A 22,337-nucleotide genomic window follows, 5' to 3' on the forward strand; every position below is an offset into this window, starting at 1 on the left:
ACCTAGTCCTCGTCGGGGTCGGCGAGCTCGTCGAAGAGCGTGCGGGCCGACAACCGGCCGGTGTCGGTGACGTCGTGCCCCTGCGGGGTGGAGGGCGGCCGTTGCCGGGGGAGCGGGAGCGGCGCCGGCGGCTCGGGCAGCAGCTCGCCGGCGACGTCCTCGGCGGGGGCCTCGGTGACCTCGCCGATGAGCACCTCCGCCGGGCTGGGCAGCGGGGCGGGGCGGCCGAAGGCGTAGCCCTGGGCCATGGCGCAGCCGTGGTCGAGCAGCCAGGCTGCCTGGTCGAGGTCCTCGATGCCCTCGGCGATGACCTGCAGGCCCATGCCGCGGCCGAGCTGCAGCAGCCCGTGCACGAGCGCCGCCGTCGAGGGCTCGGTGACGACGTCGGCCACGAACGACCGGTCGATCTTCACCGTGTGGATGGGCAGCCGGTGCAGGGCGGTGATCGCCGAGTACCCGGTGCCGAAGTCGTCCAGGGCGAGCGTCACGCCCTGGTCGGTGACGACGGCGACGGAGTGCAGCGTGGCCTCCGCGGCGAAGAGCGCCGTCGACTCGGTGATCTCCAGCTCCAGCCGCTGCGGTGACAGCCCCGACTCCTCGAGGGCCGCGGCGACGAGTTCGCTGAAACCGTCCTCGGCGAGGTGGCGGGCGGAGATGTTGACGTGCACCCGCAGGTCGTCGGCCCAGGTGGCGGCGTCCAGGCAGGCGCGGCGCAGCACCCACGCGCCGAGCTTCGAGGTCAGCCGGTTGTTCTCCGCGACGTCCAGGAAGACGCCGGGCGGCAGCAGGCCGCGGGTGGGGTGCTGCCAGCGGATCAGCGCCTCGTAGCCGAGCAGCGTCTCGTCGGCCAGGTGCACGATCGGCTGGTAGAACAGCCGCAGCTCGTCGTTGTCGAGGGCGTGCCGCAGCTCGGTCTCCAGCTGCAGCGCGTCGACGTCGCTGCGGCTGAGCGCCCCCTCGTGTACCTCGATGCGGGCACGCTGGCCGTCGGCCTTGGCCTTCGTCAGCGCGCTCTGCGCCTGGCGCAGCAGGTCGTCGGGGGTCATGTCGGCGCCGAGGGTGAGGCCCACGCTGGCCGAGAGGGTGATCTCCCGGCCGCTCACCACGAACGGCTCGTCGAGCACGCTCAGCAGGCGGTCGGCCAGGGCGCGCAGCCCGTCGAGGTCCTCGACGTCCTCGGCGACCACCAGGAACTCGTCGGCGCCCAGGCGCACGGCGGTGTCCTCGACGCGGGTACTCCACCGCAGCCGGTCGGCGAACTGGCTGAGCAGCAGGTCGCCGGCCTCGTGGCCGAGGGCGTCGTTGACCGCCTGGAACCGGTCGATGTTGAGGTGCACCAGGCCGACCTGCAGGCCCCGGCGCCGGGAGAGCGCCACGGCGTGCCGCAGCCGGTCGGTGAGGGCGCGGCGGTTGGGCAGGCCGGTGAGCGGGTCCATGAACGCGCGGCGGACGGCGTCCTCCTCCGCGCGGCGGCGGTCGGTGACGTCGACCAGCGAGAGGACGACGAACTGCGCCGTGCCGTTGTTCTGCCGCACCACCTCGTGGGACTGGACCACCCACAGCTCCGTGCCGTCGGAGCGGCGCAGCCGGCGCTCGCCGTCGAGCAGCAGGTTCGGGTCGAGCGCGGGCTCACCCGGGCCGGGCTCCAGGCCGAGGTCGCCCACCGGCGGGTCGTCGGGGTGGGCCAGCAGGTCGATGTGCCGGCCGGCCAGGTTCTCGGCTGTGCGGCCGGTGAGGGCGCACATCCGCGGGTTGGCGACCAGCACGTGCCCGTCGAGGTCGACGAGGGCCTTGGCGATCGGAGCGCCGAGGAACAGGGCCTGGAACAGCTGGCCCCGGTCGGCGAGCAGCGTGTCGATCGCCCGCAAGCGCTGCCCGGCGCCACCGCCGGGCGTGCCCGGGGAACGGGGCATCTCGGGTGCGGGGAGGCTCACCCGGACAGCGTCACGCATCGCAGGCGAGAAGTGACGGAACCGGTTCACGGAGAGTCGTGATCGTCCCGTCACACTCCGTCGCAGGAGACCTCACCCGTCCCACCCATCGCGTCCGCTGCGGTGATCTGCCACAGGGCACGGGAATCCGGGCCGGTCCCCGGGTGCTGCTGGAGCAGACATCGACGAAAGGACCAGTCGTGGACAAGCGGATCGGCTTCCTGTCCTTCGGGCACTGGCAGCCCATCCCGGGCTCGCAGGTGCGCACCGGGCGGGACGCCCTCGTGCAGAGCGTGGAGCTCGCGGTGGCCGCCGAGGAGCTGGGGCTCGACGGCGCCTACGTGCGGGTGCACCACTTCGCCCGCCAGCTCGCCTCCCCCTTCCCGCTGCTGGCCGCGATGGCGGCCCGCACCAGCCGGATCGAGCTCGGCACCGGCGTCATCGACATGCGCTACGAGAACCCGCTCTACATGGCCGAGGAGGCGGCGGCGACCGACCTGCTCGCCGACGGCCGGCTGCAGCTGGGCGTCAGCCGGGGATCACCGGAGACGGCGCTGCGCGGGTCCGAGGCGTTCGGGTACGTGCCCGACGAGGGCAGCACCGACGCCGAGCTGGCCCGGCAGAAGACCGCCCTCTTCCTCGCGGCGATCAACGGGCAGCCGGTGGTGGACGCCGACCCGCGGATGACCGGTGGCGCGACGGGGAAGCTCGCGATCCAGCCGCAGTCGCCGGGGCTGGCCGACCGCATCTGGTGGGGTTCGGGCACCCGCGCGACGGCGGAGTGGACGGCGCGGCAGGGGTTGAACCTGATGAGCTCCACCCTGCTGGTCGAGGACACCGGCGTCCCCTTCGACGAGCTGCAGGCCGAGCAGATCGCCCGCTACCGCGCCGCCTGGGCCGAGGCGGGGTGGCAGCGCGAGCCGCGGGTCTCGGTGAGCCGCAGCGTGCTGCCGATCACCAGCGACCTGGACCGGCAGTACTTCGGCGGCGGCCGCGAGGGTGAGGACCAGGTCGGCATCCTCGAGGGCGTGCGGGCCCGCTTCGGCAAGAGCTACACCGGCGAGCCCGACGTGCTCGCCGAGGAGCTGGCCAAGGACGCCGCCGTCCGCGAGGCCGACAGCCTTCTGCTCACCGTGCCGAACATGCTGGGCGTCGAGTACAACGCCCACCTGCTGCGGATCATCGTCGAGCACGTCGCGCCCGCGATCGGCTGGGTGCACCCGGACTCGCGGTAGCGCCGCGGGCCCGCCCCGACGGCCTCCGTGTCGACTCCGTCGTCTTCCGGTCCGGCGACACCACCACGTGTCGACAACGGCTGACGTCGGGCGGCGTCACCCGCCCGGTGGAATCCGCTGGAGGCGGGCGCGTCGGTGCCGGTTCCACATCAGACTCTGCGGGTGCCCACCACCGATGCCGAGCGCTGGGCTGAAGCCCGGCGGATTCTCGACGGGCTGCCGTCCGAGGCGCTCGAGGCGCGCGTCCGCCGGGGACGCCGGCTCGTCGTCCTGCTGGTGGCGGGCCTGCTCGTGCTGTGCGTGGCCATCGCCTTCGCGGTGGCTGCGTGGGCGGGCGACGAGCCGTCCGCGACGGAGGACGAACCGCTCGGGCAGGAGATCGCAGCGGTCGTCGCCGCCACGTCCGCGTGGGTGCTCGTGGCGGTCGGCGCGATCGGGCAGTGGCGTGCCACCCGTCGGCTCGGCGGCCTGCGCAGCCCCCTGACGGTGCTGGACCGTCGACAGCAGAAGCTGCTCCTGCAGGAGTTGCGCGGCAGCGTGCCGGTCGATCCGACGCACGTGCCCCTGGTACGCCACCTGGCCGAGCGGCTGACCGCTCAGCGGTGGCTGCTGATCCTCCAGCTCGGCCTGCTGCTCATGTTCGTCGGGCAGTTCGTCGGCTCGCCGTCGCCCTGGCGCCTGGGCCTGGTCGTGGTGATGGCCCTCGGCATGGCCGTGCTCCTCCCGCTGGTGCTCCGCAACGAGCGGCGGGCCCGCCGATTCCTCGTTGAGCACCCCGCCCGCGAGCCGCTCTAGGGGTGCTGCCCGCGCTCTGGGGGTGCTGCAGGACTCCCGAGGCGCGAGGAACACCCCCAGAGCGGCGGCCGGGGCAGCGGGTCAGCGCAGGTCGAAGCCGAGGTCGAGTACCGGGGCGCTGTGCGTGAGTGCGCCGACGGCGAGGTAGTCGACGCCGGTCGCCGCGACCTCGGGAGCCCGCTCCAGCGACAGCCCGCCGCTGGCCTCCAGCCGAACGCCGGTGCCGCCCACCAGCTCCACCGCCGCGCGGGTGTCGGCGAGCGAGAAGTTGTCGAGCAGCACCAGCTGCACGCCGGCGTCGATCGCCTCGCGCACCTGGTCGAGGGTGTCGCACTCCACCTCGAGCGGGATCTGCGGGGAGTGCGCTCGCACCGCCTCCACCGCCGCTGCGATGCCGCCTGCTGCCGCCACGTGGTTGTCCTTGACCAGGGCGGCGTCGCCCAGGGCCATGCGGTGGTTGACCCCGCCGCCGCAGCGGACGGCGTACTTCTCGAGCACGCGCAACCCGGGCAGCGTCTTGCGGGTGTCGCGGATGGCGGCGCCTGTGCCCTCGACGGCGTCGACCCAGCGCCGGGTCAACGTGGCGATGCCGGAGAGGTGACCTACCAGGTTGAGCGCGGTGCGCTCCGCCGTCAGCAGGGACCGCGTCGGCCCCGTCGCGGTGAGCACGGGGGCGTTCGTGCGGGCCGCCATCCCGTCGGCGGCCTGCACCGTCACGGCGACGTCGTCCCCGCCGACGATGGCGAACACCGCCGCGGCGACCGGGACACCGGCCAGCACGCCGGGCGAACGCGGCACCACGTCACCGGAGGCGCGGGCGTGGTCGGGCACCGTGGCGGCCGTCGTGACGTCGGGGCCGAGCGCCAGGTCCTCGTCCAGCGCCCGGCGGATCACCCGCTCGACGCCCGCCGGGTCCAGGCCGCCGTCGCGGAGGACATCGGCCAGCTCCGGTCGCAGCGGGTGCCACTCGGTGCCGGTCATGCCACTCCCTGGGCCTGGTCGGCCGCGGTCAGCGGCACGGTGCGGGTGTGCAGGTGGCCGGAGGCGTCGACGCGGTGCGCCAGCCGCAGCTGCCACTCGGGCCGGGTGCCGGGGGCGTCGGCGCGCCGGTGGCAGCCGCGGCTCTCCGGGCGGCCGAGCGCCGCGGTGGCGAGCAGGGTGGCGACCGTGTGCACGGCGGTCGCCTCGACGGCGGCCAGGTCGAGCGGCCGGCCGGCGGGCAGGCGGGGCGCGGCGGCCAGCGTGCCGGTGAGCTCGGTCAGGCCGTCGGCGGTGCGGACCACCCCGGCGTGCCGGCTGGTGGCCGCACCGATGGCCGCACGCGACGCGGGGTCCACCGCACCGGTCGCCAGGGCGCGGGGGGAGGCGGGGGTGGCGGGTGTGCCCGCGGGGAGCGTGGCGTCCAGCAGGTCGGCGCAGCGGCGGGCGGCGACCAGCCCCTCGGTGATCGAGTTCGACGCCAGCCGGTTCGCACCGTGCACACCGGTGCAGGCGACCTCGCCCACGGCGAAGAGCCCCGGGACGCTGGTGCGGCCGTCGAGGTCGGCGAGCACGCCGCCGCAGGTGTAGTGGGCGCCCGGGGCCACCGGCACCGGCTCGGTGGCCGGGTCGAACCCGGCCGCGCGGCAGGCGCGGAGGATGCCGGGGAACCGGCGCTCCAGGAAGCCGGCCCCCAGGTCCGTCGCGTCGAGGAAGACGCAGTCCTCGCCAGTGGCGGCCAGGTGGGCGGCGATGGTGGCCGAGACGACGTCGCGGGGCGCGAGGTCGGCCAGCGGGTGCGCGCCGGCCATGATCCGTCGTCCCTCGGCGTCGACGAGTACCGCGCCCTCGCCGCGCACCGCCTCGGAGATCAGCACCTGCTGCCCGGCGGCGCCCGGCCCCTGCCAGAGCACGGTCGGGTGGAACTGCACCATCTCGACGTCGGCGACCTCGGCGCCGGCGCGCAGCGCGAGCGCCAGCCCGTCGCCGGTCGTGCCCGCGGGGCTGGTGGCGGCGGCGTAGGCCTGCCCGTAGCCGCCGGTCGCGAGGACGACGGCGTGCGAGCGCAGGTCCCCGGCGTCGGCGAGGGTGCCGTCGGCGGCGACCCGGGCGACCCGCAGTCCGACCACCGTGCCGTCGGCGGCGCGCAGCGCCTCGAGCGCGACCGTGTGCTCGAGCACCTCCACGCCCGCCGCGCCCAGCGCCTCGACGAGCGTGCGGGTGACCTCGGCGCCGCTGGCGTCACCACCGGCGTGCACGATCCGGTCACGGCTGTGCCCGCCCTCCCGGGTCAGCGCCGGGGCGCCGTGCGCATCCACGTCGAGCCGCGCCCCGAGGTGCTGCAGCCGCCGCACCGCGGCCGGGGCCTCGGCGACGAGCGCGGCCACCGCCGCCTCGTCGCACAGCCCCGCCCCGGCGGTGAGCGTGTCCTGCACGTGCAGTGCGGCGTCGTCGTCGGCACCGAGCACCGCCGCCAGGCCGCCCTGCGCCCAGCGGGTGCTGCCGGCGCCGAGCGGGCCCTTGGTGACGACGGCGACCCGGCGTCCTGCCTCGGCCAGGGCGAGCGCGGTCATCAGCCCGGCGGCGCCGCTGCCGACCACCGCGACCTCCGTGGTGCGGGACCAGCCCGGTGCCGGCAGGGCGAGGGCCGGGACGACGGCGGGGGCGACCGGCGCGGTGCGGCGGGGCCCCACCGTCACTCGCCGACCAGCGACGGGGTGCCGAGGGCGATCATCGCCTCGACGGCCGACCGCGCGCGGGCGGCGATCTCCGGGTCGACGGTGACCTCGTCGCGGCCCTCGCGCAGCGCGCGCAGCAGCTTCTCCGGCGTCGACATCTTCATGTAGGGGCACTCGGCGCGCGGGTTGACCGCCTCGAAGGCGGCGGCCGGGTTGGCCTGGCGCAGCTGGTGGAGCATGCCGATCTCGGTGGCGACCAGCACGCGCTTCGCCGTCGTCCGCTTCGCCTGGTCGAGCATCGCGCCGGTGGAGAGGACGTGCACCCGGTCCGACGGCAGGTCGCCCTGGCCGACCATCCAGAGCGCGCTCGTGGCGCAGCCGCACTCGGGGTGCACGAGCACCTCGGCGTCGGGCGCGTCCTCGATGCTCTGCCGCAGGTCGGTGGGGGAGATGCCGGCGTGCACGTGGCACTCGCCCATCCAGATGCGCATGTTCTGCCGGCCGGTGACCCGCTGGACGTGCGCGCCGAGGAACTGGTCGGGGAGGAAGAGCACCTCGCGGTCGGCGGGGATCGAGTCCACGACCTCGACGGCGTTGGAGGAGGTGCAGCAGATGTCGGTCTCCGCCTTCACCTCGGCGGTGGTGTTCACGTACGAGACGACGGCGGCGCCCGGGTGCTCGGCCTTCCACGCGCGGAGCTGGTCGGCGGTGATCGTGTCGGCCAGCGAGCAGCCGGCGGCGGCGTCGGGCACCAGCACGGTCTTCTCGGGGCTGAGGATCTTCGCCGTCTCGGCCATGAAGTGGACGCCGGCGAAGACGATCGTGCTCGCGGTGCTGGCCGCCGCGATGCGGGACAGGGCGAGGGAGTCGCCCACGTGGTCGGCGACGTCCTGGATCGGGGCGGCCTGGTAGTTGTGCGCGAGGACGACGGCGTCGCGCTCGGCGGCCAGCCGGCGGACCTCGTCGCGCCAGTCCTGCCACTGCTCCGGCGTCCACTGCGCGGTGGTGGGAGCGGGGAGCGTTGCGGTCACCGGGACCTCCGGAGGAGTGGGGGTTTCGGACTATCAGGCGAAAACCTCTGCCGAGAAACCTAGCATGGAATCCGTGACGTCCGTCTGGTCCTCGCCCGAGCGGCCGGCCTATCCGCACCAGGCGCTCGCGGTGGTGCTGCAGGTCCGGAGCGCGCGCCTGCACGTGATGCTCTGGCACCGGGCCAAGGAGCCGTTCGCCGGTTCCTGGGCGTTGCCAGGCGGGCCGCTGCTGCCGGAGGAGACGCTCGGCGCATCGGTCGGTCGGCAGCTCGCGTCGAAGGTGGAGGTCGCCCAGCTCGCGCACCTGGAACAGCTGGAGACCCGCAGCGACCCGCACCGCGACCCGCGCAGCCGCACCGTGGCGACCGCCTACCTCGGCCTGATCCCGGGCGACCTGGACCCGGTGCTGCCCGAGGACACCGCCTGGCACCCGGTCGACGCGCTGCCGGGGACGGCCTTCGACCACGGCTCGATCGTCGGATCGGCCCTGGAGCGGCTGCGGGCGAAGCTCTCGTACACCAACGTCGGTTTCGCGCTCGCCCCGCCGACGTTCACCGTCGCCGAGCTGCGCGAGATCTACGTCGCCGCGCTCGGCTACGAGGTGACCGCGACCAACCTGCAGCGGGTGCTGCTGCGCCGCGGCGTGCTGGAGCCGACCGGCGAGCTCGCGGCGCCCGGCCGGGCGGGGGGCCGCCCCGCGGCGCTCTACCGCTTCGTCACGTCGGGGCTGGAGGTCACCGATCCGTTCGCCGTCCTGAAGCCGCCCGCGCCCCGCTGACCGGCCGGCTCAGGCCGGGTCGGTCACGCCGACGTGGGCCAGCAGCTGTCCGGCCACCCCGGTGTCCCCGCCGATGGCGCGCTCGACCAGCCGGGTCAGCTCGGGGTCCCGGTCGGCGGGCACGTCCTTGACCACGGCGGCCCCGTCCTGCGGGCGGGTCCCGGTCACCCGGACGGTGCCGTGCTCGATGGTCACGGTCCCGTCGAACCCGGCCTCGTGGACCTCCAGCGTCGTCGTCCCGTTCGTCGCCATGCCCGCCCCCCTACCCGGCCGCCCGGCGCTCCAACAGCCCGCCGCACGGGGTGCCCGTTCCTCGGAGCCCCGCGGTCGGGTCACTCGCCGGTGGCGCCGTCCAGGGCCTCGCGGATCAGGTCGGCGTGGCCGTTGTGCCGGGCGTACTCCTCGATCAGGTGGAGGAGGATCCAGCGGAGCGAGAACGCGTCCTCGCGGCCCCACGGTCGGTCCTCGGTGTCCAGCGGCAGCCGGCGGGCCACCCCGCCGACCGCGTCGGCCGCCGCCCGCCAGGTCGCCCACGCCCGGGTCGCGTCGTCCGCGGTGACGATGCCGGGGTCGACCCGCCACTGCTCGTCGCGGTCGCGGACGACGTCGGGCCACAGGTCGTGGGGGAGGCCGCCGAAGCCGACGAGCCAGCCGGTCTCCACCGCCGCGAGGTGGCGCACCATGCCCAGCAGCGTGAGCTCGGAGGTCGGGACGGCCCGCGTGGCCAGCTGCTCGGGGGTCAGGCCGGCGCACTTCCACTCCAGCGTCTGCCGGTGGAACTCCAGGAAGCCGGTCAGCAGCGTCGCCTCCCCGCCCGTCAGCGGCGGTTCGGTGCGGTGGTCGGGAGGCGCCATGGTCACCATCTCCTGCGGGTCGGGCACCCGGTGGGGGTGCCGGCAGCGCGCATCCTGCAGCAGGGGAGTGACGAGAAGGCCGACCGGCGGCGCGCCCGGCAGGGATCGAACCTGCGACCAAGTGCTTAGAAGGCACCTGCTCTATCCGCTGAGCTACGGGCGCTCGGGACCGATCATCGCACCGCCCCGCTCGCGGGGGACCGCGCCCGGGTGCGGGGTCGTCCACAAGGGGCAGGCGTGTCCACAGTTCCGGGAAAGGCCTGCTCCGGTCCCCGGCGGGCGGTGAGGGTCGACGGCACACCGGCACCGCGCCGGTCGCGCCACCCGGCGCAGCACCCTCCGAGGAGCACCGTGAACGACACCATCGTCACCGTCGTCGGCAACGTCGCCGACGACCCGCGCCGCAAGACCACGCAGAACGGCGCGGTGACCAACTTCCGCATGGCCTCCACCGCCCGCCGCTACGACTCCGGCAGCGGGCAGTACGTCGACTCCGGCACGTTCTGGATCGACGTGGAGTGCTGGAACACGCTGAGCGGCAACGTGTCCGCCTCGGTGAGCAAGGGCGACCCGGTCATCGTCCGGGGCGCGATCACCACGCACAGCTGGGACTCCGACACGGGTCGCCGGAGCAAGCCGCAGATCAAGGCCTTCGAGGTCGGCCACGACCTCACCCGGGGCAGGGCCGTGTTCCGGCGCGACCGGTCGGAGCGAGCCCTGGAGGGCAGGGATGGCGTCGACACCGCGACCGGTGAGCTGCACCCGGAGGCCGACGAACCGGCCGAGGCGTACCCGACGACCGAGGAGTTGCGGGCGGGACGGGACTACGTGGGGGACGACGAGACGTTGTCCTCGGTGGACGACCTCGATCCCTCGGAGGAGCCCGCGCACATCTAGTTGCCCGGGCTGGGAGGATCGGAGGCGAGAACGTACGGGGTGGGGTCGCGACCCGCGGCCCCGCCCCCGCTCGCGAGACGACGGAAGGCTCGGCAAGCCAGTGGCTCAGTACATCTACACGATGGTCCGCGCGCGCAAGGCGCACGGCGACAAGGTGATCCTCGACAACGTCACCCTGTCCTTCCTGCCCGGCGCGAAGATCGGCGTGGTCGGTCCCAACGGGGCCGGCAAGTCGACCGTGCTCCAGATCATGGCCGGCCTGCAGCAGCCCTCCAACGGTGACGCGACGCTCGCCCCCGACGCCACCGTCGGCATCCTGCTGCAGGAGCCGCCGCTGAACGAGGAGCTCGACGTCCGCGGCAACGTCGAGGAGGCGGTCAAGCCGCTCCGCGACGCCCTGCGCCGCTTCGAGGAGGTCAGCGCGGCGATGGGCGAGCCCGACGCCGACTTCGACGCGCTGATGGCCGAGCAGGGCGAGCTCATGGAGGTCATCGAGAACTCCGACGGTTGGGAGCTCGACGCCCGCATCGAGCAGGCGATGGACGCGCTGCGCTGCCCGCCGGGCGACGCCGACGTCACCGTGCTCTCCGGTGGTGAGCGCCGCCGCGTCGCGCTGTGCAAGCTGCTGCTCGAGGCGCCCGACCTGCTGCTGCTGGACGAGCCGACCAACCACCTCGACGCCGAGAGCGTGGCCTGGCTGGAGCAGCACCTGGAGAAGTACGCCGGCACCGTCGTCGCGGTCACCCACGACCGGTACTTCCTGGACAACGTGGCCCAGTGGATCCTCGAGCTCGACCGGGGCCGGGCGTACCCCTACGAGGGCAACTACTCCACCTACCTGGAGACCAAGGCCGCGCGCCTGCAGGTCGAAGGAGCCAAGGACGCCAAGCGGCAGAAGCGCCTCAAGGAGGAGCTGGAGTGGGTCCGCTCCGGCGCCAAGGCCCGCCAGGCCAAGAGCAAGGCGCGTCTGGCCCGCTACGAGGAGATGGCCGCCGAGGCCGAGAAGTTCCGCAAGCTGGACTTCGAGGAGATCCAGATCCCGCCGGGCCCGCGGCTGGGCAGCGTCGTGGTCGAGACGAAGAACCTCACCAAGGGCTTCGGCGACCGCGTCCTCATCGACGACCTGACCTTCACCCTCCCGCGCAACGGCATCGTCGGTGTCGTCGGCCCGAACGGCGTCGGCAAGACCACGCTGTTCAAGATGCTGGTCGGCGAGGAGAAGCCGGACGACGGCGAGATCAAGGTCGGCGAGACGGTGCAGCTCTCCTACGTGGAGCAGAACCGCAGCGGCATCGACCCGAAGAAGACCCTGTGGGAGGTCGTCTCCGACGGCCTCGACCACATCAAGGTCGGCAACGTCGAGATGCCCTCGCGCGCCTACGTCGCCGCGTTCGGGTTCAAGGGCCCGGACCAGCAGAAGCCGGCCGGGGTGCTCTCCGGCGGTGAGCGCAACCGGCTGAACCTGGCGCTGACCCTCAAGCAGGGCGGCAACCTGCTGCTGCTCGACGAGCCCACCAACGACCTCGACACGGAGACGCTGACCAGCCTCGAGGGGGCGCTGCTGGAGTTCCCCGGCTGCGCCGTCGTCGTCAGCCACGACCGGTGGTTCCTCGACCGCGTGGCGACGCACATCCTCGCCTACGAGGGCGACTCGAAGTGGTTCTGGTTCGAGGGCAACTTCGCCGACTACGAGAAGAACAAGGTCGAGCGGCTCGGCCCGGACGCGGCCCGTCCGCACCGCGCCACCTACCGCAAGCTCACCCGCGACTGAGGCCCTCTTCGGAGGCTCGGCCCGAGCTTGCGGCGGCCGAGGGGAAGAGGGTCCTTCCGCCCGCTGCCCCCCACGCCTCGCACGTTCGGTGCGGGTCCCCGCAGCGGGGCCGTTCCATCGCCGCACCCTCGGCCGGTCCGGAGCATCTGCTCCGGGCCGGCCGTCGGCGTTCCGGGGCGGGAACCGGGGACGTCCGGCTCCGTGCCCCCTGGTCCACCGCGCTCCGGCCTCCTAGCCTCGCGTCGTCCTCGTCGTGCACCGGCACGACCGCGATCCGCGGGGTGCGCATGGACTTGTTGGACCTGGCCCGGGCCGAACGCGAGGACCTCCGCGCGCTCCTGGTGGGTCTCGCCCCCGAGCAGTGGGCTGCCCCGTCGTTGTGCGAGGGCTGGTCGGTCCGCGACGTGGTGGCGCACGTGCTGAGCTACGAGGAGCTCGGCGCACGGCAGCTGGCCGAGCGGTTCCTCCGCGGCCGCTTCACGGTGGACCGCACGAACGCCGTGGGGCTGCGCGAGTACGGCACCCGGACACCTGCTGAGCTGGTCCGGCTCCTGGACGACCACCTCACGCCCTCCGGGCTGACCGCCGGGATGGGCGGAGCCATCGCGCTGACCGACGGGATGATCCACCAGCAGGACATCCGGCGTCCCCTCGGTGTGCCCCGGTCCATCCCGGCCGAGCGGGTGGTGCCGGCGCTGCGGACCGCGCTGTTCGCCCCGACGCTGCTGGGGGTGCTCCGCGTGCGCGGCGTGCGGCTGGTGGCCACGGACGTCGACTGGACGTTCGGGCGCGGCCCCGAGGTCACGGGCACGGCTGAGGCGCTCCTCATGACCGTGGCCGGGCGCCGCGGTGTGGTCGGGGAACTGTCCGGACCCGGCCAGGAGCGGCTGGCCGGGCGCCTCCGCGGATGACCCCCGGCATCGGTTGCCGGCCACCGGCGTGTCAGCCGAACCGCTCGACGAAGCGGCGCTGCCACGGCGTCTCCACCGCGCGACGTCGGTAGCCGCGACGGACGAACGCCACGGCCCGGTCGGACGGGACGCCGTCCAGCACCGCGAGACAAGCCAGCGCCGTACCGGTGCGCCCGGTCCCGCCCCGGCAGGCGACCTCGACCCGACCATCGACGGTGCGTTCCAGCGCGGCCCGCAGTTCATCCCGCAGCGCCGCCGGGTCGGCCGGCAGCGAGAAGTCGCGCCAGCGCACCCAGCGGCTCTCCCACGGGACGCGGGGCCGGCGACCGCCCAGGTAGACCCCGAACGTCGGCTGCGGCCCCGGTGCCACCTGCCGGAGCGACCTCCCGCGGACGCGCCGCCCCGAGGGGAGCGTCAGCACGCCCGGCGCATCCGCCGCCCACGGCTCCACATCGACGACGCTAGATCCCCGGTGCCCCCCGATGCAGCCGCCCCGGCACGGCTCGCCCGTCGGCGTAGGGCAGGGTGGCGGCGTGAGGCACACGGTGCACGTCCCCATGCGCTGGTCGGACATGGACGCCTACCAGCACATCAACAACGTCGCCTTCCTCGGCTACTTCGAGATGGCGCGGGTCAACCTCTTCTTCGAGCAGCCGACGCACGACGAGAGCACCGGCATGCGCCGCGGGCTCGTCGTCGCATCGCACGAGATCGCCTACAAGCGGTCGGTCGTCTACGACGCCGAGCCCCTCGAGGTGCAGGTCTGGGTGTCCGGCATCCGCGCCGCAGCGTTCACCTGCCACTACGAGCTCTTCGACCACGGGGCGCTCGCCGTCACGGGCAGCACGCTGCTCGTGCCGTTCGACTTCGCCCTGAACCGGCCCCGCCGGATCACCGCGGAGGAGAAGGAGTTCCTCGCCCGCTGGACCGACGAGCCCGCCGGCACCTGAGCTCCCACGCACCCGGGAGCCCGGCGAGGAGCAGGTCGACGGACGCTCTGCTCTGCTCCCCGTGGCACTCAGAGGCAGAGCGCACGCGAAGACCCGTGGCGGTCGGCGGGTCAGCCGTCGACGACCCGCGGCACGGGGCGGTCGGTACCTGTCGGCGCACCGCGGCGGGCGGCCTCCTCCTCCGGGACCGGCCGCACGACGGCGCCCTCGGCGATCACCGCGCCCCCGAACACGGCCGCGTTGATGCCGCCGCGGTGCACCATCGCCTTCACCAGCTTGAGCCCGGTCAGCCGCTCCAGGTGCGTGCACGGCGGGCAGCGCTTCATCCCGAACAGCAGTGCGTCGCCCACCGCGAACCACCGGCCCACCAGCGAGGACAGGTCCACGCCGGTGGTCACCAGGTTCCGCCGGGTGTCCGCGGTCGAGAACGCGCCGCCCACCTCGGCGGCCACGGCGGCGACGTCGTCCCGGTCGATCAGCGTCAGCTGCTTCTCCAGGTCCGGGTACTGCGCCCACGTGCCGCCGCCCAGGGCGTAGCGGTCGCCGTCCAGCCCCATCCCCGGCACCAGCCGCGCCGACGGCCTCCGGCTCATGGGTCCCGCGGCCGCGGGCGTCGTCCAGATCTCCAGCAGCGAACCGGTGTGCACGGGGGCCTCCACGGGGTCAGGCGGAGGCAGCGGGGGAGCGGCGTCCCCGGGCCGGGGGGACGTCGTCCGCGCCGCGGGCGTCCAGCGCCTCGCTCACGGTGTGCGCCATCTGCAGCAGCTGCACCAGCAGCGGGGCCACCGTCGTCCGCACGCCCCGGATCCCGCGCGCCGACCCGCCGCGTGCCGCTTGCGCCTCCCGGATGCGCGCGGCGCGCTCGGCCAGCACCGGGATGAACCGCAGCGCCATCGACACGACCAGCCCGATCCGCGCGGGACGCACGCCGACCACCCGCAGCGGGGCGCACAGCCGCTCGATCACGGCCACCATCTCGGTCACCCGCGTCGTCGCCGTCACCACGCCGGCGGCCAGCACCAGGGTCAGCAACCGCAGGACGGTGACCGCGGCGGTGGTCGGGTCGCTGAACACGGTGTGGAAGACCAGCAGGCCGACCAGCCACCACAGCACCGTGCGCGCCTGCCGGGCCAGCGCCGCCGCCGGCACGCGCGCGAGTCCGATGCCGACGGCGAGCACGCCCAGCAGAGCGCCGGCGACCACGGGCACCGTCGGCACGACGAACAGGGCGACCGCGAGGGCCGCCAGCGTGAGCAGCTTCGCGCCCGCGGGCAGCCGGTGCACCGGGCTGCGGCGGGGCACGTACAGGGCGAGGGTCATCGGTGCTCCATCAGCGCCCGGTAGGCCGCGATCGCCACCCGCGGGGCGGCGTCCTCCACGATCCGGCCGCCGTCGACGACGAGCACCCGGTCGAAGCCGTCGAGCAGGTCCAGCTGGTGGGTGACCACGACCACCTGCTGCTCCAGCTCGTCGATCACGCGGGCGACGCGCCGGGCGTTGACCAGGTCCAGCAGCGTCGTCGGCTCGTCGAACACCACGCGGGCGGGCCGCATGACCAGCACCCCGGCGATCGCCAGCAGCTGCTTCTGCCCGCCGGAGAGCAGGTGCGCGGGGTGGTCGGCGTGCCCGGCCAGCCCGTACCGCGCCAGCACCTCGGCGACCCGCGCCGCCCGCTCGGCGGCCGGCACGCCCTGGTTCTCCAGCCCGTAGGCGGCGTCCTCGGCGACGGTGGGATGGACGATCTGCGCGTCGGGGTCCTGGAAGACGAAACCCACGCGGCGGCGGACCTCGCGCACGGAGCTGCGGGTGTCCAGGCCGTCGACCAGCACCTGCCCGGACGTCGGCACGACCAGCCCGTTGAGCAACCGGGCGAAGGTGCTCTTGCCCGAGCCGTTGGCGCCGACGACGCCGATGCGCGCCTCGGTCAGGTGCAGGTCGACGTCGCTCAGCACGGCGCGGTCGCCGTAGCGGTGCGAGACGCCCCGCAGCTCGATCCCGCGGGCCGGGTCGGCGACGGCGTCGGCCCGCGGCTCCGACCTGCGGAACCTCACCGGCCGGCGAGCGCCCGCTGCGGTCGGTCGATCACCGGGTAGCTGCGGCGCACCTGGACGGCGATCGCCGCGGCGATGAACGCCTTGGCCGCGTCGCCGGGCAGGAACGGCAGGGCGCCGGAGACGATCGCCGCGCCCAGCGAGAGGTTGCCGACGGCGGCGAGCACCGGCACGCCGATCAGGTAGATGACGACCATGCCGCCGAGGATGTTGAACAGCACGCCCCAGGCGACGTTGTAGCGGGCCCAGAACCGCTCGGTCAGCCAGCCGGTGGCGAACGCGGCGAACGGCCAGCTGATCAGGTAGCCGGCGGTCGGGCCGGCGAAGACGCCGAGGCCGCCGCTGCCGCTGGCCAGCAGCGGCAGGCCGATCGCGACCAGCACCAGGAACAGCAGCACGGCCAGGAAGCCGCGGCGGGCACCGAGCACGCTGCCGGCGAGCATCACGCCGAGCGTCTGCGCGGTGATCGGGACCGGGCCGATGTTCACGGCGGGCAGGGTGCCCAGCACGGCGATGATCGCCGCGAAGAGAGCGATGTAGGCCAGGTCCCGGGTCTTCATGTCAGCTCCTGCATCGGACCGGTAGGTGGGCGCCGCCGGCCCGGCGTCGCCTGCGGCAAGGTACCCGAGCGCCGCGGGGCGCCCGGGCACCGGCCGGTCGGCTCAGGGCTGCAGCCACACCGCGGCGTCGTCGGGCAGCTTGCCGTCGTCGACCGGCGCGCTGCTCAGCAGCACCCGGCCCTCGGGCAGCGGCACGGGGGCGCCGGACAGGTTGACCAGGCAGACCAGCCCGCCGGGACGCCGGAAGGCGACACAACGCTCGGGTGACTGCAACCACTGCAGATCCTCGCCGTGGAACAGCGGGGACGAGGCGCGCAGGGCGAGCGCGCTTCGGTACAGCGACAGCATCGAACCGTCGTCCGTGCGCTGGGCCTCGGCCGTCAGGGACGCCCAGCCGTCGGGCATGGGCAGCCAGGTGTCGGCCGCGGACGAGAAGCCGTAGGGCGGCTCGGTACCCGACCACGGCACCGGGATGCGGCAGGCGTCGCGCCCGCGCTCGGTGCCGCCCGAGCGGAACCACATGGGGTCCTGCAGCACCTCGTCGGGCAGGTCGACGTCGGGCATGCCGAGCTCGTCGCCGTTGTACAGGTAGGCCGCTCCCGGCAGGGCCAGCTGCAGCAGCGCGGCCGCGCGGGCTCGCCGGGTGCCGAGCTCCCCGCCGCCGTACCGCGTCACGTGCCGCGGGCGGTCGTGGTTGGACAGCACCCAGCACGCGGGCGCCGGTGTGCCCTCGACCGCGGCGAGGGAGTGGGTGATCGCGTCGCGCAGCCCGTCCGGCGTCCACTCGGCGGTGAGCAGCTTGAAGTTGAACGCCAGCTGCAGCTCGTCCTCGCGCAGGTACTGGGCCAGCCGGTCGTCGTCGGAGACCCACACCTCACCGACGGCCATGGTGCCCGGGTACTGGTCGAGCACCGCCCGGATGCGGCGGTGCACCACGTGCACGCCGTCCTGGTCGAACCGGTGGTCGCCGGGGCCGTGGTCGTCGAGCAGCCCGGTGTCGTCCATGGGGACCATGTCGGGCAGCCCGTCCGGCTTGGCCATGCCGTGGGCGACGTCGATCCGGAAGCCGTCGACCCCGCGGTCGAGCCAGAAGCGCATCGTCTCCTCGAGGTCGGCCACGACCTCGGGGTTCGCGAAGTTCAGGTCCGGCTGCTCGGGGGCGAAGATGTGCAGGTACCACTGCCCGTCGGGCACCCGGGTCCACGCCGGGCCACCGAACACCGACGGCCAGTTGTTCGGCGGCTCGCTGCCGTCGGGCCCGCGCCCGTCGCGGAACAGGTAGCGCGCCCGCTCCGGGGACCCGGGGCCGGCGGCCAGCGCCGCCTGGAACCACTCGCGCTCGTGGGAGCTGTGGTTGGGCACCAGGTCGATGGTGACCCGCAGGCCGAGGGCGTGGGCCTCGCCGAGCATCGCGTCGAACTCCGGCAGGTCCCCGAAGACGGGCTCGACGTCCCGGGGGTGGGCGACGTCGTAGCCGTGGTCGGCCATCGGCGAGGGGAAGAAGGGCGTGATCCACAGGGCGTCGACGCCCAGGTCGCGCAGGTACGGCAGGCGCGACCGCAGGCCGGCCAGGTCGCCGACGCCGTCGCCGTTCCCGTCGGCGAAGCTGCGGATGTAGACCTGGTAGAAGACCGCTTCGCGCCACCAGTCGGCGCCGGGGCGCAGGGTGCGTGCGGCCCCCTGCAGGGGCCCGCCGCGAGCGGGCGAGTGGTGGGGGGCAGGGGGTCCTTCAGCCGGGCTCACCGGGCTCCTCGATGTCGGTACGTGCAGTGTCGGTGCGCGCTCGCGTCCCCGGACGGGGACCGGCGGGAGCCGGGGATCAGCCCTCGGCGTCGGCGGGGAAGCGGTTCTGCATGCTGCGGGCGGCCATCTCCAGGTAACCCCACAGCGTCGCGTCCTGCTCGGGCGGGAGCCCGAGGGAGTCGACGGCGTCGCGCATGTGGGTGAGCCAGGCGTCCCGCTCCACCGGGCCGATGGCGAAGGGCGCGTGCCGCATCCGCAGCCGCGGGTGCCCGCGCTGCTCGGAGTAGGTCGTCGGCCCGCCCCAGTACTGCTCGAGAAAGCCACGCAGCCGCGTCTCGGCGCCCTCCCAGTCGTCCTGGGGGTACAGCGGCTGCAGCACGGGGTCGGTGCGGACGGCGGCGTAGAAGCGCTGCACCAGCCGGCGGAAGGTCTCCTCGCCCCCGACCTCGTCGTAGAAGGTCCGCCCCGACGGCAGGGACCGCCTCGACTCGCTCATGCTCCGGTAGCCCCCTCGGCCTCGACCACGACGTCCGCCCGGTTCCGCGTCCGCCGATAGGCCCTCAGCGCCGGGGCGACCGCGATCATTCCGAGGGCGCCCGAGAGGGCCACGACGACAGCCGGGCTGAGCCCCTCGGCGGCCAGGCCGGCGGCGAGCGCGCCGATGCCCTGCACCCCGGCCAGCCCGCTGGCCGCGACCCCGAACGCGCGCCCGCGGTAGGCGCTGGGCACCGCCTGCACGAAGGCGACGTTGAGCGGGATGGACCAGGCGGCGCCGAGCCCCGAGAGGAAGAGCATCCCGACCAGGATCCAGAACGGCACCGCCCCCGGGCCGGCCACCGCCGCGACCACGCCGCCGACCAGCACCGGGGCGAGGGAGACCAGTACCAGCGGGGCGACGAGCCGCTCCCGTCGCGCCGGCGGGACCAGGCGCGCGATGACCAGCCCGCCGATGGTGACCCCCAGCGGGTTGGCCGCGAGCAGGATGCCGACCGCCGTCGCGCCCTGGCCGAGCGAGTCCACCAGTGGCGCGGCGATCCCCTCGGAGGCGTAGACGAAGCCCGTGGTGACCCAGAGGACGGCGACGATCGCCAGCAGGCGGGGGCTGCGCCGGATGAACCGCAGGCCGTCCGAGGCGTCGCGCCACAGCGATCCGGGCGCGCCGGCGCCGTCGGTCGCCGGCGCCGGCCGGGGCTTCAGCCGGGCCCACAACCAGACGGCGGAGACGACGAACGTGGCCGCGTCGATCAGCAGCGCGGCGGAGGGGTTGAGCACCGCCACGAGCGCGCCGCCGGCGAGGAAGCCGGCCACCTGGGCCAGCTGCAGCGTGATCCCGGTGAGCGAGGTGGCGACGGCGTACCGGTCGCCGTCGAGCACGTCGGCCATGAGCGCCGACCGCGCCGACTCGAACGGGGGCGCGCACAGGCCGACCACGAACAGGAGGCCGAGCAGGAGCGGCAGAGGCATGCCCGGGATCGCCATCAGGGCCACCAGCCCGGCTCGGGCGAGGTCCGTGGCGATGAGCACCCGGTGGCGCGGCAGCCGGTCGGCGAACGCCGACAGCAGCGGCCCGCCGAGCAGCCAGGGCAGGTGGCTGATGGCGAAGGTGAGGGCGGCCAGCAGCGGGGAGTCGGTGCGCGCGTAGACCAGCACGGTCAGCGCCACCCGGGCCAGCTCGTCGCCGGCCGCGGACAGCAGGTAGGTGCCGAACAACGGCCGGAACTCGCGGACGGCGAAGACCTCGCGGAACGTGGCCTGCCGGACGGTGGCGTCGTCGCCGGGGTCGTCCGGTGCCTCGGCGCTCAGCTGAGCCCCGTTCCCGCAGCCCACGAGCCGCCGCGGTCGGCGGCGGCCGGTCCGGCGTCAGCGCCGAGCACGGTCGGTGATCCGGTCATTACCGGAATCATTTCAGGCGCAACGCGTGCCGTCAGCATCGTCGAATGGGCGTGTCCATCCCGTTACCGATCGCCTGGTGATCCGGGAAGTCCCGTGTGCGCCGCCAGGAACGCCAGCTGGTCGGCCGCGAGCCCCACGGTCCGGCTGACCGCACGCGCGCCGTGGCCGACGGAGGTCTCCCGCCGCAGCACGATCGGGGCGTCCGCCGAGGTGGCGTGCTGCAGCGCGGCGGCCAGCTTCCGGCCGTGCAGCGGGTCGACGCGGGTGTCGGACTCGAACGTCGTCACGAGCACCGCCGGGTACGCCGTGCCCGGGCGCACCGCGTGGTACGGGGAGTAGCTCAGCAACCACCCCAGCTGCACCGGGTCGTCGGCGGTGCCGTACTCGTCGTTCCAGGTGCGGCCGAGGCCGAAGCGCTCGTACCGCACCATGTCCAGCAGGGGGGCGCTGCAGACGACGGCGGCGGCGAGCTCGGGCCGCTGGGTCAGCGTGGCGCCCACGAGCAGGCCGCCGTTCGACCCGCCCATGACCGCCAGCTGCGGGTGCGTCGTCCACCCCTCGGCCACCAGGTGCTCCGCGGCGGCGGCGAAGTCGTCGAACACGTTCTGCTTGCGCTCCCGCATCCCGGCGCGGTGCCACTCCTCGCCGTGCTCCGACCCGCCGCGCAGGTTGGCCACCACCCAGACGCCGCCCGCGGCGACCCAGGCGAGGGCCTGTGCCGTGTAGGCCGGGGTGAGCGAGACGTTGAACCCGCCGTAGCCGTAGAGGACCGTGGGGCGGGGGCGGTCGGGTGCACCGGTGCCCGAGAGCACGAACAGGTGCACGGGCGTGCCGTCCTTCGACCGCGCGTGCGTCTCGACGACGGTCAGCGGTGGCACGTCGCCGGCGACATCCGCCTGCTCCCAGGCCTCGAGCCCACCGGGGGCGGTGGCGTCCCAGCGCAGCACCGACGGCGGCGTCGCGTAGTCGGTGTAGCCGACCCACGCGGTGGTGCCGCCCTCGGGCGGTGCACTCAGCCCCGAGATGCTGCCGGGGCCCGGCGGCGCCACCTCGGTGATCCGGCCGCCGCCGTCCCCCGCCCAGAGCGAGAGCCGGTCGGTGGCGTCCACGGCGTGCACCGCCAGCACCTGCAGGTCGCCGTCGGGCGCATCGACGAGCGCGACGTCGGAGAGCACCGCGCCCTCCTGCTGCGGGACGACGTCGGTCCACGCCGCCGGCGCCCAGGTGGCCGGGTCCTCGGGGTCGGCGACCGCGAGCCGCCAGCGCGGGGCGTCGCGGTCGGAGAGCAGGTACAGCCGGCCGTCGCGCGCGACCCACGCGGCGGTCTGGGCGTCGACGCCGCGCTGCAGCTCGCGTAGGTCGCCGGACCCGCCCAGGTCGGCCAGCCAGACGTCGTCGCGCGGGGCGGTGCCCGCCGACGCCGAGACGACCAGCCAGCGCCCGTCCGCGCTGGTGCGGACCCCGTAGTAGTTGGTGGGGTCCAGGGTGGGTGGGTCGAAGGTGTCGCCGTGCACGAGCAGGTCGCCGGACGGGTCGGCGCCGACGCGGTGGCGCCACACCCGGCGGTGGTGCTGCTCCTCGCCCGCCGGCACCTGGTCCGGCGGGAGCCGGCGGACGTAGAACAGCTCCTCGCCACCGGGCAGCCAGCCGACGGGGGAGTAGCGGCACCGGTCGATCGGGCCGTCCAGCAGCTCACCGGTGTTCACGTCGAGCACGTACAGCCGCGACTCCTCGTCGCCACCGGTGGAGAGCTGGTAGGCCAGCCGGTCGCCCTCCCAGGAGGGCGACCACGCGTCGAGCGTCGTCGTCCCCTCCGGGTCGAGCTCCATCGGGTCGACGAGCACCCGCACGGTGCCGTCGGCCTCCCGCACCCGGAGCACGCCGTGCTCCTGGCCCGGGTCGCGGCGGGTCGAGAAGGCCCGCCCGCCGCGCCACACCGGCACGCCGACGGCGCCCGCCCGCACCAGCTCCCCGAGCCGCGCGGCGAACCGATCACGGGCCGGGAGCGCACCGAGCACCTCGGCGGCCAGCCCGTCCTGCGCCGCCGACCACTCCCGCGTGCGCGGGTCGGCGGGGTCCTCGAGCCAGCGGTAGGGGTCGGCGATGCGGTGGCCGTGCAGCTCCTCGACCAGGTCCAGGCGCGGGGCCTCCGGGTAACGCATGGCCGGAACGCTAGTGGCGGGCACCGACATCCGCCGGGGCCGCGGGGATTTCCAGTGCGCCGAGCGGCGGTCCTCGGGTCAGAATGGGGCTGCCCGCGGGTCGCGCAGCACCCGACGG

Annotated in this window: 22 protein-coding genes and 1 tRNA gene; 7 read left to right on the top strand and 16 right to left on the bottom strand. The window is 74.6% G+C overall.

Annotated elements, in window-relative coordinates; genetic code table 11:
* Positions 1-2 precede the first annotated feature (2 nt).
* A complete protein-coding gene (locus tag ACI79K_RS08020; protein WP_456599438.1) occupies positions 3-1,934 on the bottom strand; it encodes a putative bifunctional diguanylate cyclase/phosphodiesterase in 1,932 nt (643 codons plus the stop codon).
* A gap of 197 nt (positions 1,935-2,131) precedes the next feature.
* On the opposite strand from ACI79K_RS08020, the gene ACI79K_RS08025 reads away from it, so the two are divergent.
* Both ACI79K_RS08025 and ACI79K_RS08030 read left to right on the top strand, forming a co-directional pair.
* Positions 2,132-3,166: an LLM class flavin-dependent oxidoreductase gene (locus ACI79K_RS08025; protein WP_456599439.1), complete on the top strand. Its 1,035-nt coding sequence runs from the start codon at positions 2,132-2,134 to the stop codon at positions 3,164-3,166.
* A 162-nt stretch (positions 3,167-3,328) separates the two neighbouring features.
* Entirely contained in the window at positions 3,329-3,961 is a 633-nt protein-coding gene (locus ACI79K_RS08030) for a hypothetical protein (protein WP_456599440.1), read from the top strand.
* 81 nt (positions 3,962-4,042) lie between these two features.
* Here ACI79K_RS08030 and nadC read toward each other — a convergent pair whose 3' ends face one another.
* Genes nadC through nadA form a run of 3 tightly spaced genes read right to left on the bottom strand, consistent with a single transcriptional unit; the run spans position 4,043 to position 7,649 of the window.
* On the bottom strand, positions 4,043-4,942 hold the full coding sequence (gene nadC / locus ACI79K_RS08035; protein WP_456599441.1) for a carboxylating nicotinate-nucleotide diphosphorylase: 900 nt from the start codon (positions 4,940-4,942) through the stop codon (positions 4,043-4,045).
* Complete coding sequence (locus ACI79K_RS08040; protein WP_456599442.1) at positions 4,939-6,639, bottom strand: L-aspartate oxidase; 1,701 nt, start codon at positions 6,637-6,639, stop codon at positions 4,939-4,941. Before ACI79K_RS08040 ends, nadC begins: the two co-directional genes overlap by 4 nt.
* Positions 6,636-7,649, bottom strand: a complete 1,014-nt coding sequence (nadA, locus tag ACI79K_RS08045; RefSeq protein WP_456599443.1) for a quinolinate synthase NadA — start codon at positions 7,647-7,649, stop codon at positions 6,636-6,638. Before nadA ends, ACI79K_RS08040 begins: the two co-directional genes overlap by 4 nt.
* A 73-nt stretch (positions 7,650-7,722) precedes the next feature.
* Between nadA and ACI79K_RS08050 the strand changes: the two genes are divergently transcribed.
* Complete coding sequence (locus tag ACI79K_RS08050) at positions 7,723-8,427, top strand: NUDIX hydrolase (protein ID WP_456599444.1); 705 nt, start codon at positions 7,723-7,725, stop codon at positions 8,425-8,427.
* A gap of 9 nt (positions 8,428-8,436) precedes the next feature.
* Here the strand turns inward: ACI79K_RS08050 and ACI79K_RS08055 are convergent, their stop codons facing one another.
* The 3 genes from ACI79K_RS08055 to ACI79K_RS08065 form a co-directional block, all read right to left on the bottom strand.
* The gene (locus ACI79K_RS08055; RefSeq protein WP_456596134.1) at positions 8,437-8,679 is read right to left on the bottom strand and encodes a hypothetical protein; all 243 of its coding nucleotides are present in this window, start codon (positions 8,677-8,679) and stop codon (positions 8,437-8,439) included.
* An 80-nt stretch (positions 8,680-8,759) separates the two neighbouring features.
* Positions 8,760-9,308: a DinB family protein gene (locus ACI79K_RS08060; RefSeq protein WP_456599445.1), complete on the bottom strand. Its 549-nt coding sequence runs from the start codon at positions 9,306-9,308 to the stop codon at positions 8,760-8,762.
* Between the two features lie 63 nt (positions 9,309-9,371).
* Positions 9,372-9,444: transfer RNA gene (locus ACI79K_RS08065), tRNA-Arg, on the bottom strand.
* A gap of 188 nt (positions 9,445-9,632) precedes the next feature.
* On the opposite strand from ACI79K_RS08065, the gene ACI79K_RS08070 reads away from it, so the two are divergent.
* The 3 genes from ACI79K_RS08070 to ACI79K_RS08080 all read left to right on the top strand — a co-directional run bounded on the left by ACI79K_RS08070 (position 9,633) and on the right by ACI79K_RS08080 (position 12,860).
* Entirely contained in the window at positions 9,633-10,178 is a 546-nt protein-coding gene (locus tag ACI79K_RS08070; RefSeq protein ID WP_456599446.1) for a single-stranded DNA-binding protein, read from the top strand.
* Positions 10,179-10,278: 100 nt separating this feature from the next.
* Entirely contained in the window at positions 10,279-11,949 is a 1,671-nt protein-coding gene (gene ettA / locus ACI79K_RS08075) for an energy-dependent translational throttle protein EttA (RefSeq protein ID WP_456587693.1), read from the top strand.
* Between the two features lie 287 nt (positions 11,950-12,236).
* Positions 12,237-12,860 (top strand): maleylpyruvate isomerase family mycothiol-dependent enzyme, encoded by a 624-nt coding sequence (locus ACI79K_RS08080; RefSeq protein ID WP_456599447.1) that lies wholly within the window; start codon positions 12,237-12,239, stop codon positions 12,858-12,860.
* A gap of 31 nt (positions 12,861-12,891) precedes the next feature.
* Here ACI79K_RS08080 and ACI79K_RS08085 read toward each other — a convergent pair whose 3' ends face one another.
* The gene (locus ACI79K_RS08085) at positions 12,892-13,230 is read right to left on the bottom strand and encodes a protein-tyrosine phosphatase family protein (protein ID WP_456599448.1); all 339 of its coding nucleotides are present in this window, start codon (positions 13,228-13,230) and stop codon (positions 12,892-12,894) included.
* Positions 13,231-13,393: 163 nt separating this feature from the next.
* Between ACI79K_RS08085 and ACI79K_RS08090 the strand changes: the two genes are divergently transcribed.
* On the top strand, positions 13,394-13,810 hold the full coding sequence (locus ACI79K_RS08090) for an acyl-CoA thioesterase (RefSeq protein ID WP_456587690.1): 417 nt from the start codon (positions 13,394-13,396) through the stop codon (positions 13,808-13,810).
* 110 nt (positions 13,811-13,920) lie between these two features.
* On the opposite strand, the gene ACI79K_RS08095 is transcribed toward ACI79K_RS08090, so the two are convergent.
* From ACI79K_RS08095 to ACI79K_RS08130, 8 genes are all read right to left on the bottom strand, one after another.
* Positions 13,921-14,457, bottom strand: a complete 537-nt coding sequence (locus ACI79K_RS08095) for an MOSC domain-containing protein (RefSeq protein ID WP_456599449.1) — start codon at positions 14,455-14,457, stop codon at positions 13,921-13,923.
* 16 nt (positions 14,458-14,473) lie between these two features.
* Entirely contained in the window at positions 14,474-15,130 is a 657-nt protein-coding gene (locus ACI79K_RS08100) for an energy-coupling factor transporter transmembrane component T family protein (protein ID WP_456599450.1), read from the bottom strand.
* On the bottom strand, positions 15,127-15,861 hold the full coding sequence (locus tag ACI79K_RS08105) for an energy-coupling factor ABC transporter ATP-binding protein (protein WP_456587687.1): 735 nt from the start codon (positions 15,859-15,861) through the stop codon (positions 15,127-15,129). Before ACI79K_RS08105 ends, ACI79K_RS08100 begins: the two co-directional genes overlap by 4 nt.
* Entirely contained in the window at positions 15,858-16,421 is a 564-nt protein-coding gene (locus ACI79K_RS08110) for a biotin transporter BioY (RefSeq protein ID WP_456599451.1), read from the bottom strand. Before ACI79K_RS08110 ends, ACI79K_RS08105 begins: the two co-directional genes overlap by 4 nt.
* Positions 16,422-16,523: 102 nt before the next feature.
* A complete protein-coding gene (locus ACI79K_RS08115) occupies positions 16,524-18,164 on the bottom strand; it encodes a glycoside hydrolase family 13 protein (RefSeq protein WP_456599452.1) in 1,641 nt (546 codons plus the stop codon).
* 76 nt (positions 18,165-18,240) lie between these two features.
* A complete protein-coding gene (locus ACI79K_RS08120; RefSeq protein ID WP_456587684.1) occupies positions 18,241-18,660 on the bottom strand; it encodes a globin in 420 nt (139 codons plus the stop codon).
* Positions 18,657-19,991 (bottom strand): MFS transporter, encoded by a 1,335-nt coding sequence (locus ACI79K_RS08125; RefSeq protein ID WP_456587683.1) that lies wholly within the window; start codon positions 19,989-19,991, stop codon positions 18,657-18,659. The genes ACI79K_RS08120 and ACI79K_RS08125 overlap by 4 nt, the downstream gene beginning before the upstream one ends.
* Before the next feature lie 128 nt (positions 19,992-20,119).
* Positions 20,120-22,219, bottom strand: coding sequence for a prolyl oligopeptidase family serine peptidase (locus ACI79K_RS08130; protein ID WP_456599453.1), 2,100 nt, complete (start codon positions 22,217-22,219; stop codon positions 20,120-20,122).
* Positions 22,220-22,337 lie beyond the last annotated feature (118 nt).

Source organism: Blastococcus sp. SYSU DS0616, assembly GCF_054051015.1.

Bases quoted from the DNA above. Each gene is read 5' to 3' on its own strand.
- ACI79K_RS08055 (WP_456596134.1), bottom strand. From the start codon at position 8,679: ATGGCGACGAACGGGACGACGACGCTGGAGGTCCACGAGGCCGGGTTC.
- ACI79K_RS08100 (WP_456599450.1), bottom strand. From the start codon at position 15,130: ATGACCCTCGCCCTGTACGTGCCCCGCCGCAGCCCGGTGCACCGGCTG.
- ACI79K_RS08130 (WP_456599453.1), bottom strand. From the start codon at position 22,219: ATGCGTTACCCGGAGGCCCCGCGCCTGGACCTGGTCGAGGAGCTGCAC.
- nadC (WP_456599441.1), bottom strand. From the start codon at position 4,942: ATGACCGGCACCGAGTGGCACCCGCTGCGACCGGAGCTGGCCGATGTC.
- ACI79K_RS08120 (WP_456587684.1), bottom strand. From the start codon at position 18,660: ATGAGCGAGTCGAGGCGGTCCCTGCCGTCGGGGCGGACCTTCTACGAC.
- ACI79K_RS08110 (WP_456599451.1), bottom strand. From the start codon at position 16,421: ATGAAGACCCGGGACCTGGCCTACATCGCTCTCTTCGCGGCGATCATC.
- ACI79K_RS08080 (WP_456599447.1), top strand. From the start codon at position 12,237: ATGGACTTGTTGGACCTGGCCCGGGCCGAACGCGAGGACCTCCGCGCG.